This is a genomic window from Mesotoga sp. B105.6.4 (assembly GCF_002896535.1).
Taxonomy (GTDB): Bacteria; Thermotogota; Thermotogae; order Petrotogales; family Kosmotogaceae; genus Mesotoga.
On sequence record NZ_JWIM01000003.1, the window covers coordinates 42,321 to 58,323 of the forward strand.

The following is a 16,003-nucleotide window of genomic DNA, read 5'->3' on the forward strand; positions in this document are numbered from 1 at the left end:
AAAGAGCTATCCGAATTTTCCTGGCATTTTCCCTTCTCATGATGCTGATTCAGGGTTGTGTGCTCAAAGTAGTAAAACTGAATATCCAAACAGACTCTCTTCAGATAGCTGTCGCAGATTCTATTCTTATTGCTTATACAGTCAATCCTGCAGATTCAAAAGTTTCTTTTTCAACTAATAACGATTCTATCGCGACTGTCTCTTCGGAAGGATTGGTCACCGCTGTTGCACAGGGCACGACCTCTATCACTGTTGAGGCTACCAGAGACGGGTTCAAGAAGGCTCGGGGAACAGTAAATGTTACCGTGCTTCCAGCTCCGTTGTATGTCATAACCTTTAATGTTCATGATATTCAGGGTGCGGTTCAGGGAGCCTCAATAACCTTTAACTCCCAAGCAAAGATGACAGATGCTGACGGTAAGGCAGTATTTTCGGATGTTCCACCGGGAAACATGGCATATACCGTAAGCAAAGCAGGATACCATGACATCACCGGAGATATCAACGTGGATGGCAACAAACAGGTAGATGTCTCTCTTTCCAGGAAAAGTTACTTGCTCACTACGAACACAATCGGTCAAGGCACTATCGTGAAAAGCCCGGACAAAACGTCTTATCTGCACGGTGAAATTGTTCAGCTAGCCGCTGTTCCCGATGATGGCTGGAGCTTCACCGGCTGGAACGGAGCGATTGTTGGTAATGCAAATCCCGTAAATATTACGATGAATACAGATCGTTCAGTAACTGCCATTTTCTCAATCATGAAGCTTACAGTCACGGCTTCTTCTAATCCCGCAGTTGGTGGATCAGTTATAGGAACAGGAGTGTTCGACTATGGAGAAGTTGTAACCCTTATTGCTACACCCAATGAGGGTTATGAATTTGTCAACTGGACGGAGGATGGAGCTCAGGTTAGTCTGGATCCAGAATACTCTTTCATCTTGACGACTGATCGATCCCTTGTGGCTAACTTTGCGGTGAAAACCCATGAGTTGGGAGTAAATGTTCTGGGTAACGGAAGCGTACAAAAGAGCCCAGATCTTGACAAGTATCTTCATGGAGAAATAGTGGAATTAACAGCTGAGCCTGCACAAGGATGGAGCTTCGATAGTTGGAGTGGAGATCTTGAAGGGTCGCAGAATCCCGCAAGCATTACAATGAATGATAACAAAGAAGTGACAGCCACGTTCAGGGTCAATCAGTACGCAGTAAATGTTTTTTCGAGTCCTGAAGAAGGCGGATTAGTGACTGGCGGTGGCTCTTTCACATTCGGAGAAGAGATAGTTGTCACAGCGCTGGCCAATGACTGTTATATGTTTATCGGATGGTATGAAGATGGGCTTCTTGTGAGCGAAGAAAACGAATATTGCTTCATTGTGGAGAGAGATATAGAACTCGAAGCCAGATTTGCGAATGCAGTTAAATCGAAAGAGTTCAAATTCATTCTCGAGAATCTATTTCTGGGTCGTAAATATGAGGTCACTATGAAACTGGATTTGAGAATAACAAAAGTCAGGTTTATATATCCTAATATTGATCCGGATATTCAGACTCCTATACCCGATGAAGTGATACCTGACGGAAATGGAGATGTCTACATCAATTCTTTCTGGACCAATACAGAGGCCGAATCCATACTGATTCTTTGCTATGCAGGTGATAAGCTTGTTTCGCAATGTGTGGCATCTCTTTATTAGAAGACTTGAAATGATCAGAGATGTGCCCTTTTGTGGCCAAAGAACATGTTGAACTCCGTGAGTCGTTTCGCTCTAATCGTCTAAATTTGTACGGTGATCAGTAGGCATATATTTTCCATTGGGTGTACTGCAAATGCGATATGGACGAGAATCTTGATAGTAACGGCGATCTACAACACTCTAAGGTTGCAACTTATAGCGGGGAGAAATCCCCGTTATTTTTCATCTGAGAAGAGTTTGAAAGAAAAGCTATTACTGACTGCTCATATTGTCATCGTAGCCAACGATTGTGTTCGCATGGTTCGTGTTAGGATTGGTGTAATTGGTGCTGTTCCATACATCGTTTTGTGTCAACTTTGAATACTTGTTGGCGTCTATTGAGATTGCTACAAGATAGCCGCTGTCAACGTAAGATTTCAGGGTCTGAATATGCTGATCGCTGGTCACTTGCATTACAGCCATCACGTTCGAGTAGCTTCTGTATCGCGAAGCCTCCCTCCAGGCAACCTCTGAGGGCCACTCAGTACAATTGCTGGTGTTGTATGGCATTTCTTTCCAGGTGCTGACGCCGACGTTAGATATCACCTTGAGGGCATCCTGATAAGCTGAACCGCCATCTATCCCTCTGTTTATCTGATGATATATGAAATCGGGACTGAATATCCTATCCTGAAAGTTCGTACTTGGAGCTCCGTAGTATCCTCCAACCCAATCAGCTGAACTTAGATCCCATTGGCGATCCCTGGCTTCATAGAAGGTGGATATATAATAACCTATTGAGAAAGCCACACACGAACCTTTGTTGCCCTGATTCCCGATTGGAGGAAAGTAGATCGAGCTGGAGTGATCTACAAACGCAGGAAGCGTATCTTGCGGTGAGAAAGGAATAATCTCATACCAGGATTCTTGTATTTCCTCCCATTCTTCCAGACTTGGTGGACGCAAGCCTGTTCCATAACCATTGATCACTTCATTGTAGTCCCTTCCTTCTTCATATACTCCCATTTGCTCTTTCATTCTCTCAAGAAGATCTGAAGAGATACCGGTACCAAATGTCTCGAGCTGGAAAGTTGGTCTACTCAAAACCGTGATATTGGGTATTTGAACGTTCACGATCGATCCATTCACTGTGTTCCTGGGAGTCTGAGACGATGTGTACACCGCTGATGGAATCTCTGAGATATAATTGTATATCTCCACCGAAAAGAACTCAATAATGCCTGTAATGGATGTCTTGGATCTATCATACACTTTAAGATAAATATTCTCATTGTTAAATGGAAGAAACTCAGTTATATCCAGTACTATTCTGTTATCAGGAAATGGGAACGGACCGCCTCTGTAGTAGTAATCATCGAATTTCTTCTCTCTGGATGGTGAAGAGGGATTCCCAACACCAACATAGATATCGCAATCGTCCCTTACAGCATGAGAAATTTTGAAGACAGCGATAGCCCTTGGCTCGTAGTTATCTCTGGGGTCTGTTATGAAACAAAAAACACCGTTCTTCTTCATTGCCTCATACGTAATGAAAAGAAAGCCGTCAGGCACTTTCTCCCAGCCACCTATACCCCAGGAGTTAGCAACTTTAAACCCTCCCACCTCTTGCTGAATTGAGAAGTTCGCAACTAGCGTTCTGTTGCCTGTCACCGTGAATGAGTATGTAGAACTGGCACTTACCTGCGCTCCGTTCTCCGTCCAGTTGACAAACTCGTAGCCTTCGTTTGGAGTAGCCAAGAGGTTTACAGTGTCTCCATGAGTGTAATTCCCTCCGCCGCTCACACTTCCACCGGCCGCAGGATTGGCCGAAACGTTTATTGTATAGGTCTTTTTTGTCAGGGTAACATTTACCGTCTTGTCTCCATCGACATTGACGCTTCCCGTAGCGTTGTTATATCCCGTCTTGCTTATCGTGTATGATCTTGTTCCTGACTGAACGTTTGTGAAGACTGCCTTTCCCTGCGCGTCGGTGCTCTTGTTCTCTCCGTTGAAAGCAACGTTGGCTCCTTGAACTGCTTGATTATCACTCACATTGAAAGTTACCGTATATACTCTGACGAAATCGGCAGTCACCGTTTTGTTTCCGTTCATAGTCAGATTGGCCGGATTTGCAGAGCCGCTCAAATCTCCGCTCCAGGTGTCGAAAGCCCAGCCGGCAGAAGGATTACCAGTTAATTGAACAACCTCACCGTGATTGTACTTGGATTTGTCCGGGTTTCTGGTTACCGTCCCCTGACCAACTACGTTTGTCGTCAGTGTATAGGTCTTGAGTTTGAATGTGACGGAGATAGTATGATTGGCAGTCACATTGTTGAACGTGTAGCTGGATACGGCTCCAACGGAAACTCCGTCTACCTTCACATCTTCTATGTCATATCCGGTGTCCGGAGTTATCGTGAATGACTGATTCGAGTCGTGGGTAACGTTCACATTCCCCGCGGGATTTATACTACCCCCCGCTCCAGCCGTTGCGGTGATCGTGTAGGTCTTAAGTCTGAAGTTGGCTACGAGTGCCCTGTTCGCGGTAGCCGTGAACGAGTAAGTGGTATTCGCGCTCGCCTGCACCCCATTCTCTGTCCAGTTTATGAATTCATAGCCTTCGCTTGGAGTGGCCACAAGGTTTACAGTATCTCCTTGAGTGTAGTTTCCTCCGCCGCTCACGCTTCCACCGGCAGGAGGATTGGCCGATGCGGCTATCGTGTACTTCTTTATTGTGAAGGTCGCCGTTACTGCCTTATTTGAATCCATTGTTATGTTTGCCGGATTTACACTACCACTAAGGTCTTCGCTCCAGCCGGTGAAGTTCCAGCCCGTTGATGGAATCGCCGTCAGCTGAACTATCTCGCCGTGAGTGTAAGTCGATTTGTCAGGATTTTTCGAGACCGAACCCTGCCCGACCGTGTTAGTCGAAAGCGTGTAAGTCTTTTTTGGTAGAGAGATATTCACGCTCTTGTCTGAATCTACATTAACACTTCCGGTAGAGTTCTCGTATCCGGTCTTGCTTACCGTGTATGCCCTGTTCCCGACCGGAACTTCCGAAAAGACGGCCAGACCCTGGGAATCGGTCTGTTGAGATTCTCCATTGAAACTCACATTTGCTCCCTGAAGCGGAACAGAGTCATTGCTGACGCTGAATACAATCTCAAATTCGGCGAGGTTTTCCTTCGAAAGAACCGCTTCGCATTGCGAGACAATCTCATCCCCTACATAACAGACGATAATCACGGCCTGTTCATCTCTGTTAGTCCAGAAGGACGAAAGATCCACAACTCCATTTCCGTCAGGAATTGCCTCTTCAGGAATCGGGGTCTGTATCGCGGGATCGATATCCGGATATATGAATCTCACTTTTGTGATCGCCGGGTCTAGCTCAAGCCTAACTTCATACTTACAACCGAAAAATGCGCTCTCCAGAATGAACTTAAAATCCTTAGACAATACAGATGCCACGAATCTGGCCTCAATCAATCTATCATTAATGACTGTGAATCTGTATTCCCGGTCTTCACTGACAAGCTGGCCATTTTCGTACCAGCCGGAGAACATATAGCATTCACTTGACTCAGCGATAAGCACGGCCTCTTCACCGTAGCCATAGGCACCACCACCGGAGACAGCACCTCCATCTTCTGGACTGGCATATACCTCAACAGAATACCCGTGTTCCAAAAAGTGTGCAGTTACAGTCTTGTCGGTGTCCATAGTTATTTGCGTTGGATTCAGAGAGCCTTCCAGATCTCCGGTCCAACCATTGAAGTTCCATCCACTGGCCGGTATAGCCGTCAACTCGATAATCTCCCCATGGCTGTACCTTTCCTTTTCAATCGACCTCGAGATCGAGCCATCTCCGGAAACCAGAGTCGTCAACTCATAGGTTTTCTCAGCCAATAATATGTCAACGGTTTTGTCGGAATCTACGATCACGTTTCCTGCTAGTTCTTCGTATCCCAACTTGGTTATCGTGTAATCCTTGTTTCCTGGAATTATTTCGTAGAATTCCACCTTCCCTTGAGCATCAGTCTCTCTTTCCTCTCCGGCAAAACTAACTAGTGCTCCCTCTACTGCTCCTTCGAAATCGCTCACAAAGAAAGTAACCGTATATCTCTCGAGCTTGAAACTGACCGTAATTGACTTATCGCTATCCATAGTGATTACGATCTCTGTGTCCGATCCGGTGGCATCGCCGGTCCACTTCTCAAACAACCAGCCCTCAGTCGGTTCCGCCCTAAGGGAGACTTCCGTTCCTTCTTCATATATAGTCTCTTCAGGAGCAACAACTACCGAACCATTTCCTTCAATTGAAACTACGAGCTCGTAAAGGAACCTACCATTAAGTACGTTGAAGAGACTAGCTTCACAGATAGCAAGCGCGTAGTTCGGAAGTCCGAGTGTGTTCAGCGTGTCCTGTGTAAGGTCGTACTTAGGATTTGCGGGATATGTTTCAAAGTCCCAGATCCATGCCCCGAATGGGGGTGTATCTATGATCACATAAGAATCATTTACGGAGAGCACTCCAACTAGCAGCTCGACCTTCTCTGCGAATGTCATGTTCTCGAGGCATTCGAGAGAGTAGAAGATAAGGTCGTCTATGAGTACATAGATACCCGTCCTGTCTTCCACTGCTGCCATGTCGAATGTTGACTTTGTTTCTTCAAGTGCAACTGTCTTCTTTAGAAGCTCCACACCCCTAGAGTCTCTAACTGAGAGTGTCACTTCGCCTGTCCCAGTGTTCGCGAAGAATCTTGATTCGGCCTTGCCTCCGCTAAGCGTTACGGAAGGCATACCGTTGTCGAACTCGACAGCCGCCGCATCCTTTACTCCCTTTACATCGACACTGAAAGCAAATTCGCTGATTCCCATGAGCGAAATCTCGCGGGTCAGAGTGAATTTGGCATCAATCGAGGGTTCTCCGCCAAGTTTGAAACATGCAGGCAAGAAAAGCGTTAGTATGACTATTGCCAGTACTCCATTAAACAGAATCCGAAGTGTTGAGTCTCCTCTTCCATTTCGCATATAATCAAGCCCCCAGTAGGTATTTAGTCCAAAGATTGAACCGATTAAAATAGTTGATAATTCATTATATCAAAGTCTTTCATGATTTTAGAAGAGACCGCTCCAATACCCTTCTAACAAAAACGAATGTACTAAGATACTTTCATAAAACACATGATAGCGAGAGTTGTTTCCAGTTGAAATAGAGCCTTTCAAGTCAACACTGCGTGTTATAATTGTTCGATCTCTCATTCATGATTGGAGGTATTATAATGCGCAAGAAGCATGCGTTTTTTATATTCGTTGTCTTTTTAGTGTTGTTCATTAGTGCATGCAGTTCACCCAAACCACCAAAATTCAAGATTCCCGATCAAAGAATTGAAGAAGGCTCCGTTCTACGGCTTTTGTTAACGGATTTTGCCGAGGCCTCAACTAACGAAAAACTTTCTTTCGAGCTGAAAGAGGGAAAAGGAAAAATAGAGGGAAACAATTACCTGTATTCAGCTTCATTCGAAGATGCAGGTACAAGCAAGGTAATTATAATTGCAAAGACTGACAAAGGCAAGGAAACGGAGGCGGCTTTTAATCTTATCATAGAAGACAAGAACCGTAGTCCGATAATCTCAATTGATAATCTTGAATTATCACGTGAAGGCGAACTCACTCTGGACTTGAAAAAGATTGCAAGCGATTTAGATGGTGATTCACTTTCATTCATCCTAAGTTCGGGAAAAGGAACTGTAGAAGGTTATAAGCTCAATGTTATCGGAAAAGATCTCGATTATGGAGAGAACAAGTTTTCTGTACAAGTTATTGATACAAAAGGCGCAACAGCACTTGCGAATTTTTCAATCGTCGTTCCTTTACCATCTGTAGTGGATTCTGGGAATACACTGTATGCCGGACTAGGAGGAGATTACGAAACCATACAGCAAGCAGTTAGCGCTGCAAAGACCGGTGATACGGTATTTGTCCTTCCTGGCAATTATACTGAGAATATAAGTATTTCAAAAAGCATACATATTGTAGGATCTTCTAGAGACGAAGTTGTTATTAGCGCGAGTAATGAGTCGTCGGCTATTATTTACGTTCGTAATGGTAATGGTGTCAAGATCTCTGGACTGACATTGAAAACTCTGGGACCGGCAATCCAGTTTTCGAGGTCATCCGGTGAAATCAATGACTGCATTATCAAAGGTGGTAGATTCGGAGTGTCTTTTAGCGGTTCTTCTGGTACTTATATAACTGTTACCAATTGTACTTTCTCCGCTCTAGAAAGCGAGTACAATCCTGAGAAACTCGGTGAGCGTTTGACAGGGCTTTACGCTTATGGTACTGGAAAAGTTGAAGTCGCCGACTCGGTTTTTGTACGAAACGGCACTGGCCTATATCTTTCAAATGAGATCACCTTCAAAGTTTTGAATTCAACCTTCGATCAGAATACGATAGGTATTTCAATAACAGGAACGGCTAACGGACTAATTCGAGACAATCTAATTATGAGAAACATGGACAATGGGATACTTCTGAGAAGCACCTCTACCGTAGAGTTCGAAAACAACCGATTCTTGGACAATATTCGTCATGGTTTCGATCTTTATCTCAGGAGCTGTACCGATTGCGGCTGTGGCGGTACTGTCTTCAACGGGACTGTTCTGGGGTCCGGAAACGTTTTTGACGATGTGAACGCCATCTGTCCCAGAGACTTCAGTTGGCCCGAAGACTTCTATACACTGGACGATCAGATATCCAAGAAGCACTAAAACAAGCGGAACACTATAATAAACACTCAGAACCGGCCGGATTTATGGGCCGGTTTTTCTATATTTCTAAGCATTCCTACAAAGAAGGAGATTGAAAAGAGACCTGTTCTGTGCTTTTGGATACCGAATCGTTAGTTTGCCCACGGAGCACTCTTCCTCACGAAAAGCCCGTCATTGCAAACGACAGTGCAATAAAAACAATTGGATTACAGCAAACGAATGTATCAATCGATTAAATATAACGATTTTTTATGACTGCTTTTGGCAGTCATAACCATATAGGTCTTTTTCGCTATTTTAACATAGATAGGATTTCGATTTTCCAATGCTAACAGTATCTATACCACCATCCTGCAGTAAGCCGTATCACTTCGCAAATCCAGAGATAGATAGCCATGGTTAAACAAAAGCAAGTTATATGCAATCTATAGTTCACTGTTTTCTCTGTATCATTCGTATGATTTTAGGTTTATTTGGAGTAGAATAAGTTTAAAGGTTATTCGTTATTGAACTGGGAAGTGGGGAGAGAAGAATGTCGAAAATTGGAATAGGTTTTGCAATAGCAATATTGGTCTTAGCGACAAGCAGTTGCCTTTTTTCACCGCAATTAAGCGGCGAACCTGCGGGAAACGTGCTCTCTCTGGAACCCCAGATTCTACCGCTTGACGCATTTGGAGTGAGAAGAGCAGAGATAGTGGTTGAAGGAACGAAGGTGGGAGTCTTCTCTTTTTGGATTAAAAACGATTCACTTTGCCTCAATTTTGAGGGTCTTGATGGATGGATGTTCAGTAGAATAGCTTTCGATACTGAAGAAGCGCTTGGTGAGTTTAAGCTTGACGATAGCGGCAAGCTAGATGTAGCATCCTTTTCTACAAATGTGTCTTTCGAGAATGTTGTTGATTCCGCTTCTTATGAGGTTGCTCTAGATTTTCTCGGTGATTTTACAACGAGTTTCTTCGCCGCAATTTATCTGGAAATGAGAAATGCTGACGGTATTGAGGTATCAACTATTCCGACTGTGTATCTCGGTACCATATTCAGAGACTCAGGTCAGATTGATTTGAATGCAATAATTACCGGCGAGCTCCATGTCGAACACCGGAATGGTTTTGTCTATTGTGATCTGCTTCTTGTAAATGAAGGCAACACTGTAGCTTCACTTGTTACTGTAGAGCTTCTCTTTGAGATCGAAGAAGAGGGAACCTGGCTTGAGTTTGAGAAAGTGAAATTGGTTTCCTTTGAAGACGAACTGAATATTGCACCGGGGACTTCGCTGAATATAAGTGATGAGATACCTATAAAAGGTAGAACAAGAGTCACAGCTGATATTCACTCGATAAACAGTGATAGCATTCGACTGGTTTGTATATTTGAAGGTGATTTCTGAGCATACGTTTGTGTTTGATTTATGGTATTATAAATACTGAAATTCCATTGTTCTTCTTATAATGATTACTTCGGCACTTTTTATTTCTTCTTGAGATATTTCAGGGTGGCTTGGCACATAGTTGCATATCAATCGACTGGATAAGGATTTTTTGCACCCATTGAGGTGGAGGTGGTGTTATGAAAAGAAGCTTAATTATTGTAGTAGCGATTCTTATACTCTTAGTTCTGGCAGGTTGTTTAAGACCTCAGGAACAGGAAGAGTTGTTAATTGAAGAGTTTTCAGAAAACGAGATACAGTTCGAACTTGTTTCGGTAAGCGGGCTTAAGTCTTCTTACAAAATAGTAGTAAAAGGTGAGTTATTAGCAACTGTGCATGCCTGGATTGAGGATGATTCGACTTTGTTCTTGAGATTTGAAGCTTTTGATGGTTGGCTTCTTCTTGAAAGCCGTGCAGCAACCTCAACAACACTAACTGGAATGCCTAAAAACAAAGATGGCAAGACAGACCCTTCATTGTTCTCTGGAGAAGTTCATATTACTCCTCTTAAAGAATACACACTGTCTCTTCCTCTTGGAAAGCTATCAGATGGTCAAAAAGTATATTTCGGTACTTACAGCGAGTTTCGAAAAGTTGGCACGAGAACCAGAGTTAAATATGGTGTTTGTATCAATTCATTCGTATATCACGACGATACTCCAGTGATAGATAAGAAACCAAAGCTCGAGGGCGATATAGATGATCCGCTTGTCAGAGGTTTTACCTACGATTGGGAAATCGAGAAGAGTGTCGATCCCGAATCTGTGGAGTTGAAACTCGGAGAATCGGCGACTATAACCTATACTATCAATGCGACCAGAACTCCAGTAGATGGATCTTTTTCGCTTTTCGGGGCAGTTAACCTCAACAGCACCGGCGAATTGCCAGCTTCAAGCATTGAGATCAGCGTAATGCTTCAGTATCTTCTTGGAGATGAATATACAGATCTGGAAGGATTCACCGCGATAAATCTCGATACTTCGGCAACTCCCACTTTGAATCCGGGAGAATCCAGCTCATATAAGTATGATTTCGGCTTCGATCCAAAGGAAGGCGTTGATGAGTATAGAATTCTGGCTTCGATTACAGCGGACGATATCTTCCCCTTCACTCTGGATGCGACCTTTACATTGAGTGGACTTGCAGAATCAACGGACGCCACCGCAACGATAGCTGACCAGTTGAAGGACATAGAAAGCGTAATACCCGGTGGGTTTAGTGCAGCATATGTACCACCGACAACGGGGAGCTGGGTTTTGGAGCAACCAGGAGATGGAGTTCAGACCTTCTCGCTAGTCTATGAGGTTCTCCTTACTAACGAAAAGATAGAAGATCCACAACAGGATTTCTACATACTCGATAACACGGCAACACTGACCGAATATGACAGCAAGACCGAGCACTCAGACGATGCACGGGTGATAATAACCGTTCCGCAAGAATCAGAAGATATTCTCGAACTTACGGTAGAAGTAAGTGGAGAATTCGGCTGGGAAGAGACTGTGAGATACGGCTGGGAGATAGACAAGAGTGTCGATCCTTCCTCAGCAGAGCTTTCAATAGGTGAAGAGGAAGACTTCGAATACACATTGACCGCCACCAGATCAGTTGAAGAGACAACGGCCCTGGCCACAATCACCGGCAAGGCGACAGTCGAGAATACGGGCTCTCTCAAAGCGGAAGGTGTATCGCTTGTCATAACTCTCCAGTACTATGACGGAGAATGGAAAGACCTCGAGAGCAAGGGACCGTTCGCTCTTGGAGATATGGAAGTTGGAGACAGCGAAGAAAAAGATTACGAATTCAACTTCGATCCGACAGGCAAGAGCAAGTTCAGGGTCCTGGCCACAGCGACCAGCGGTTCATACTCTGCCGATAATGCTAAGGAGTTCGTACCCGGTACTCCAGAAGAGAAAAATATAAACCCGAGTGCAGATGTGGAAGATGTGTTCACTAACTTCTCAGATTTCAAGGCTTATGGATTCTCAGTTGATCCAGATGATCCAGACAGAAGCTGGGACGACATAATAAACCACACTGATTGGGTACAGGCAGATTCCAATACCTGGAAGACCAGTTATACAATAACTGTGAAAAACGAGGAAGCCGAAGAGGATCTCGAAGGCTATTATCTGTACAACACCGTCACCATATACAAGAGCGGTACGGATGAAGAATACGACAGTGACGATGAAGAGATAAAGATAATAGTCACCGAAACAGTTAAACTCAAAGCAGAAGTTGAAGCCGAGTTCTTCTGGATAAGGGAGAATATCTACGAGTGGGAAATCGATAAGAAAGCGAATCCGACCCTGATAATCTTCCAGGTGAATGAATTCGAAAAGGAAATCGACTACACAATAACGGCAACGAGGACACTTGAATCAGATGTTAGTGAGCACTCTTATCAAGGGGCCGTAACGGTTACTAATAGCGGCCTGAGTGAAGCTCAGAATGTGAAACTGCTTATAGAACTCCAATACTACAATGGCACTAACTGGATCACTATTGAGACGCTTCCACAAGTCTCTCTCGGGAATCTGGCATCTGGATCGTCTACCGTTCACAACTTCGGACCTTCAGTCTTCACTCCGGTTGATGTTTCCGCGGAACACAAGATAACAGTGGTAGCTTCGGCCGATGCACCGGCAAACACCGCCGATGATTTCTACAGTTCGATGCTCCAGATCACATCGAGTGAGACAACAAATGCCACAGCAACTCTGGACGATGAATTCACGTATATTCCTGACGGATTCCAGATAGTCGGGACAGATCCCGACCCACTTCCCTTCCGTAAGGAGCTAACTGATTCAGCGATCGTTCAATTCTCAATCACGTTGAGAAAGTTCTCATTCGACGGAGTAGGCGGAATCACTTATGAAATGGGCGCGGATGCCTACATAAGTGCAACAGTCTCAGGTTACATGGAAGGAACATATCCTGGCTGGTGTACCCAAGTAAATGTTTCTGGAATTAGTGGTCCATACACAATACTGGACATTTATGAGGGTGGCGCGCCAAGTACACAGATGGCCAAGATCAACTACATTCTCAACAGGTTCAGAGACGGCGATTATCCTGGAGTTGACTACAGGCACATTCAGCTTGCTATCTGGGCGATAATGGAAGGTTCTCTCAAATGGAGCTCATGGAGGACTATGTTCAGTCCTGATGTACCTGATGGAGACAGACCAATAGTTCAAGCAATTATTGACACTGCTGAAGACGACTTCCTTCCAGGCTGTGGTGATGTGATTCTCATAAGTGCATTGAGTTCAAACAAGCAGAACCTGATACTGGAAGCAGTATTGTCTTGCGAAGTGCAGGAGTTCACACTTGAGAACACGGCAACTCTTGTAACCGAGACTGATGAACTCTGGGACGATGCGGTAGTTGAGATAAGGCTTACTCCCACAGATCCCCAAGTCTGGAAGGAAGAGACCGCCTGGGGTGGAAACTATGAAGGCAGTGGATCTGCATGGTGGTACTACTTCGATACAAACGGTCCCGCCACTCAGGATATTTACGCGGGCAAGAATAAAAAAGTCGCCGGAGCCTCTGTAACTTACAAGGACGGAAAGTTGATAATAGTTCTCGGACCTAACATGCGTCTGAAGAATACTGATGAGTCTGTGAAGATTCAGGGATATGCCGAAGGCGGGCTACCGTCAACAAGGCCGGAAGGAGGTCACTTCTCCTACAAAGGTTCTAATCTGGTCGTTGATGTCAGCCCGGCAAGATACTTTGCGATTCATCTGGATGTAGAAGTACTAAAATAGCTGCACGCTAATCTTTATAACTCAAAAGCCCTCCTGATGGAGGGCTTTTCATTTCCAGAAAGAATTGGTTATTCGATCACTTGCATATTCCGACATACTGTATAGAACTTCCCGAATTGCCCGGATCTGTAAAACTCGGGTTTATTGTCTTGAACACTGCGCTTCCACCCCTCAGATTTTTTGCACCGCCTGTGTAGTATGAGACAGTTATGCCGTCGAAACTGCTGTCGCCTCTGAAACCATACAATCCCGTCGGTTTCTTGAGAAGGAGTGCGATCCTAAACGCAGTCATGAGATCTCCAAACCCTATATTGACCCCTCTCTTTGCCAGCGCCGCCGTCACCGCTCTCTGATCGTTGCAGCTATCCAGAAGTATATCTTTGAAGATAGCCGGATCTCCCCCACCCTGTGTTCTGATATACTGCAAGAAAAGGTAGGAGAGCGAGTAGTTGGCTAGAACATCGCCGTTGTCATTCCAGTAAAGCAGAGACTGTCCGTTTTTTATGCTGGTGGCGTAATTGTAATAACTTATCCTGCTTGTCAGAGTCCCCTTGTAGATATGTTCGGCAGCCATCGACAAACCTTCATTTAACCACGTCGGCATTGAACTGCCCTTCTCCACAAAGTAGTTTCTGTTGAAGTTGACCATGTGCTGGAACTCGTGAACCAGAGTGCTGTAGGCTCTTGAAACATCTACCGGGTTCGATGCCGGGTAGCGCATCGTCGGATAGCTGTCTATATAGAAGATCTCCATCTTGTTTGAAGTACTGGTATTGAAGAGATCTCCAGAGCTGAAATAACCGCCCACGTAAGCTCCAGTGTTGTCGAAATCGTCCTGAATATCGAAACAGAGGATCGCGACTCTTCCGTCTCCGTTCACATCTGATGGAGTGTAGAAGTATTCATTAACCAGAGGATAGATGACGTTATCGAACTCCTGACCCAGCTGCGTTGCCTTGAAAACAGTTATTTCCGAAGGATTCTCGACCCATATTTCGCATGTCTCCCCAATATACTGGAGAGTCGCGGTTATCTGGTACTTTGAATTCGTTTTGAAGTTCTGGACATGGAAGGATCTCGTGTTGCCTACGGCTGCGAGTTCGAAGCCAGCTTCAACTAGATCCGGTCGCATCTTCATCGATAGATCGACGTCATCTGGGAGAGGTATCTCTGGATTTATAGCATACGCTTCAATCGGCAAATTTTTGGGAAGAATATCCCCTGATGGAAGATAATCAGAACTGAGCGTTCCAGTGTACTCTGAGGTATTCGCGCTCTCTGATTCATTGCTTACGAGAAGGACATTCCCCGTGTAAACCGGCCCGTTCATGTCTATACCGTCTTCGGGTGGTATTTCGGCGGCTACTGTTCTGAACTTCCAGACATCTCCCTGGGTAGTTGCTCCCTTAGCGTCTGTCGCTACTATCTTCCAGTAGTAATCCTTTCCATTCTGAAGATTGCCGGGGTTGTAAGATTTCGTTGTTATTCCAGTGGCTACCTTCGATGGATTCGAGCTCTCGCCGAAGTAGACATCGTATTTCAGAGAGTCTCCGTCCGGGTCGCTGCAATTCCATGAGAGATTTATTGAAACAGCGACATCGCTGGCGTTATTTGCAGGATTTGGACTTGAAGGCTTCGCGGGCGGCTGATTACTCTTCGTGGTGAAGTTCCAGAGATCTCCTGCCGTTTCAAGGCCCTTCTCATCTCTGGCGACAACTTTCCAGTAATACTTCGTGCCTTCAGTCAGATTCGAAGACGTATAGCTCTTTGCCGTCTGCCCAGCCGAAACTCTAGCAGGGTTTGTCGTAGTACCAAAGTAGACGTCATATACCAGCGCATCCCCGTCGGGATCTGAACAGTTCCATGAAAGCGTTATCGATGTTCCTATACCAGTTGTGCCGCTTGATGGGGCTGGATTTGAAGGCTTCAGAGGAGCGTTGTTTGAAGGCACAACAGTTATGCTGAAAGTATCGGTCGCATCTCCGCCCCTGCCGTCGCTCGCTCTAACGGTCACCGAATATGTTCCTGCAGTGGTCGCATTGTAGCTGAACTGGTTTCCGCTTATCGTTCCAACTCCAGATACTTTAGAGAACACAATAGGATCGCTGTCTGAGTCTGATGCGAAGTTTCTCAAGTCAATAACCAGATTCGTTCCAGTGCTCACCGTCTGATCCGGGATCTCAAGAGTGGGGATCGCGTTGTATTTGACAATAGCTTTCTTCGGGCTGTCAACGTTTATCTGAAGCGGGTTATCAGTTAATATCTCTCCGTTTACCGTCCAGTTGAGGAAGGAAAAACCCTCGACCTGCGGGGCGGTGAGTGTTAGGCTGCTGCCCTTCTCGT

Annotated in this window: 6 protein-coding genes; 4 read left to right on the plus strand and 2 right to left on the minus strand. The window is 45.0% G+C overall.

The genetic code is table 11. The features are described from left to right. The first annotated feature begins 59 nt into the window (after window positions 1-59). The gene (locus RJ60_RS00830; protein ID WP_180979879.1) at window positions 60-1,697 is read left to right on the plus strand and encodes an Ig-like domain-containing protein; all 1,638 of its coding nucleotides are present in this window, start codon (window positions 60-62) and stop codon (window positions 1,695-1,697) included. 252 nt (window positions 1,698-1,949) lie between these two features. On the opposite strand, the gene RJ60_RS15760 is transcribed toward RJ60_RS00830, so the two are convergent. Further along, window positions 1,950-6,710, minus strand: coding sequence for a C1 family peptidase (locus tag RJ60_RS15760; RefSeq protein WP_219725860.1), 4,761 nt, complete (start codon window positions 6,708-6,710; stop codon window positions 1,950-1,952). 251 nt (window positions 6,711-6,961) lie between these two features. Here RJ60_RS15760 and RJ60_RS00840 point away from each other — a divergent pair, with 251 nt between their 5' ends. From RJ60_RS00840 to RJ60_RS00850, 3 genes are all read left to right on the plus strand, one after another. Next, on the plus strand, window positions 6,962-8,452 hold the full coding sequence (locus tag RJ60_RS00840) for a nitrous oxide reductase family maturation protein NosD (protein WP_180979880.1): 1,491 nt from the start codon (window positions 6,962-6,964) through the stop codon (window positions 8,450-8,452). Between the two features lie 532 nt (window positions 8,453-8,984). Beyond that, window positions 8,985-9,839, plus strand: coding sequence for a hypothetical protein (locus tag RJ60_RS00845; protein WP_103133822.1), 855 nt, complete (start codon window positions 8,985-8,987; stop codon window positions 9,837-9,839). A gap of 179 nt (window positions 9,840-10,018) precedes the next feature. Beyond that, on the plus strand, window positions 10,019-13,660 hold the full coding sequence (locus RJ60_RS00850; RefSeq protein WP_103133823.1) for a hypothetical protein: 3,642 nt from the start codon (window positions 10,019-10,021) through the stop codon (window positions 13,658-13,660). A gap of 76 nt (window positions 13,661-13,736) precedes the next feature. Here RJ60_RS00850 and RJ60_RS00855 read toward each other — a convergent pair. Continuing rightward, on the minus strand, window positions 13,737-16,003 hold a 2,267-nt coding region (locus tag RJ60_RS00855), incomplete at its 5' end, for an Ig-like domain-containing protein (RefSeq protein WP_180979881.1).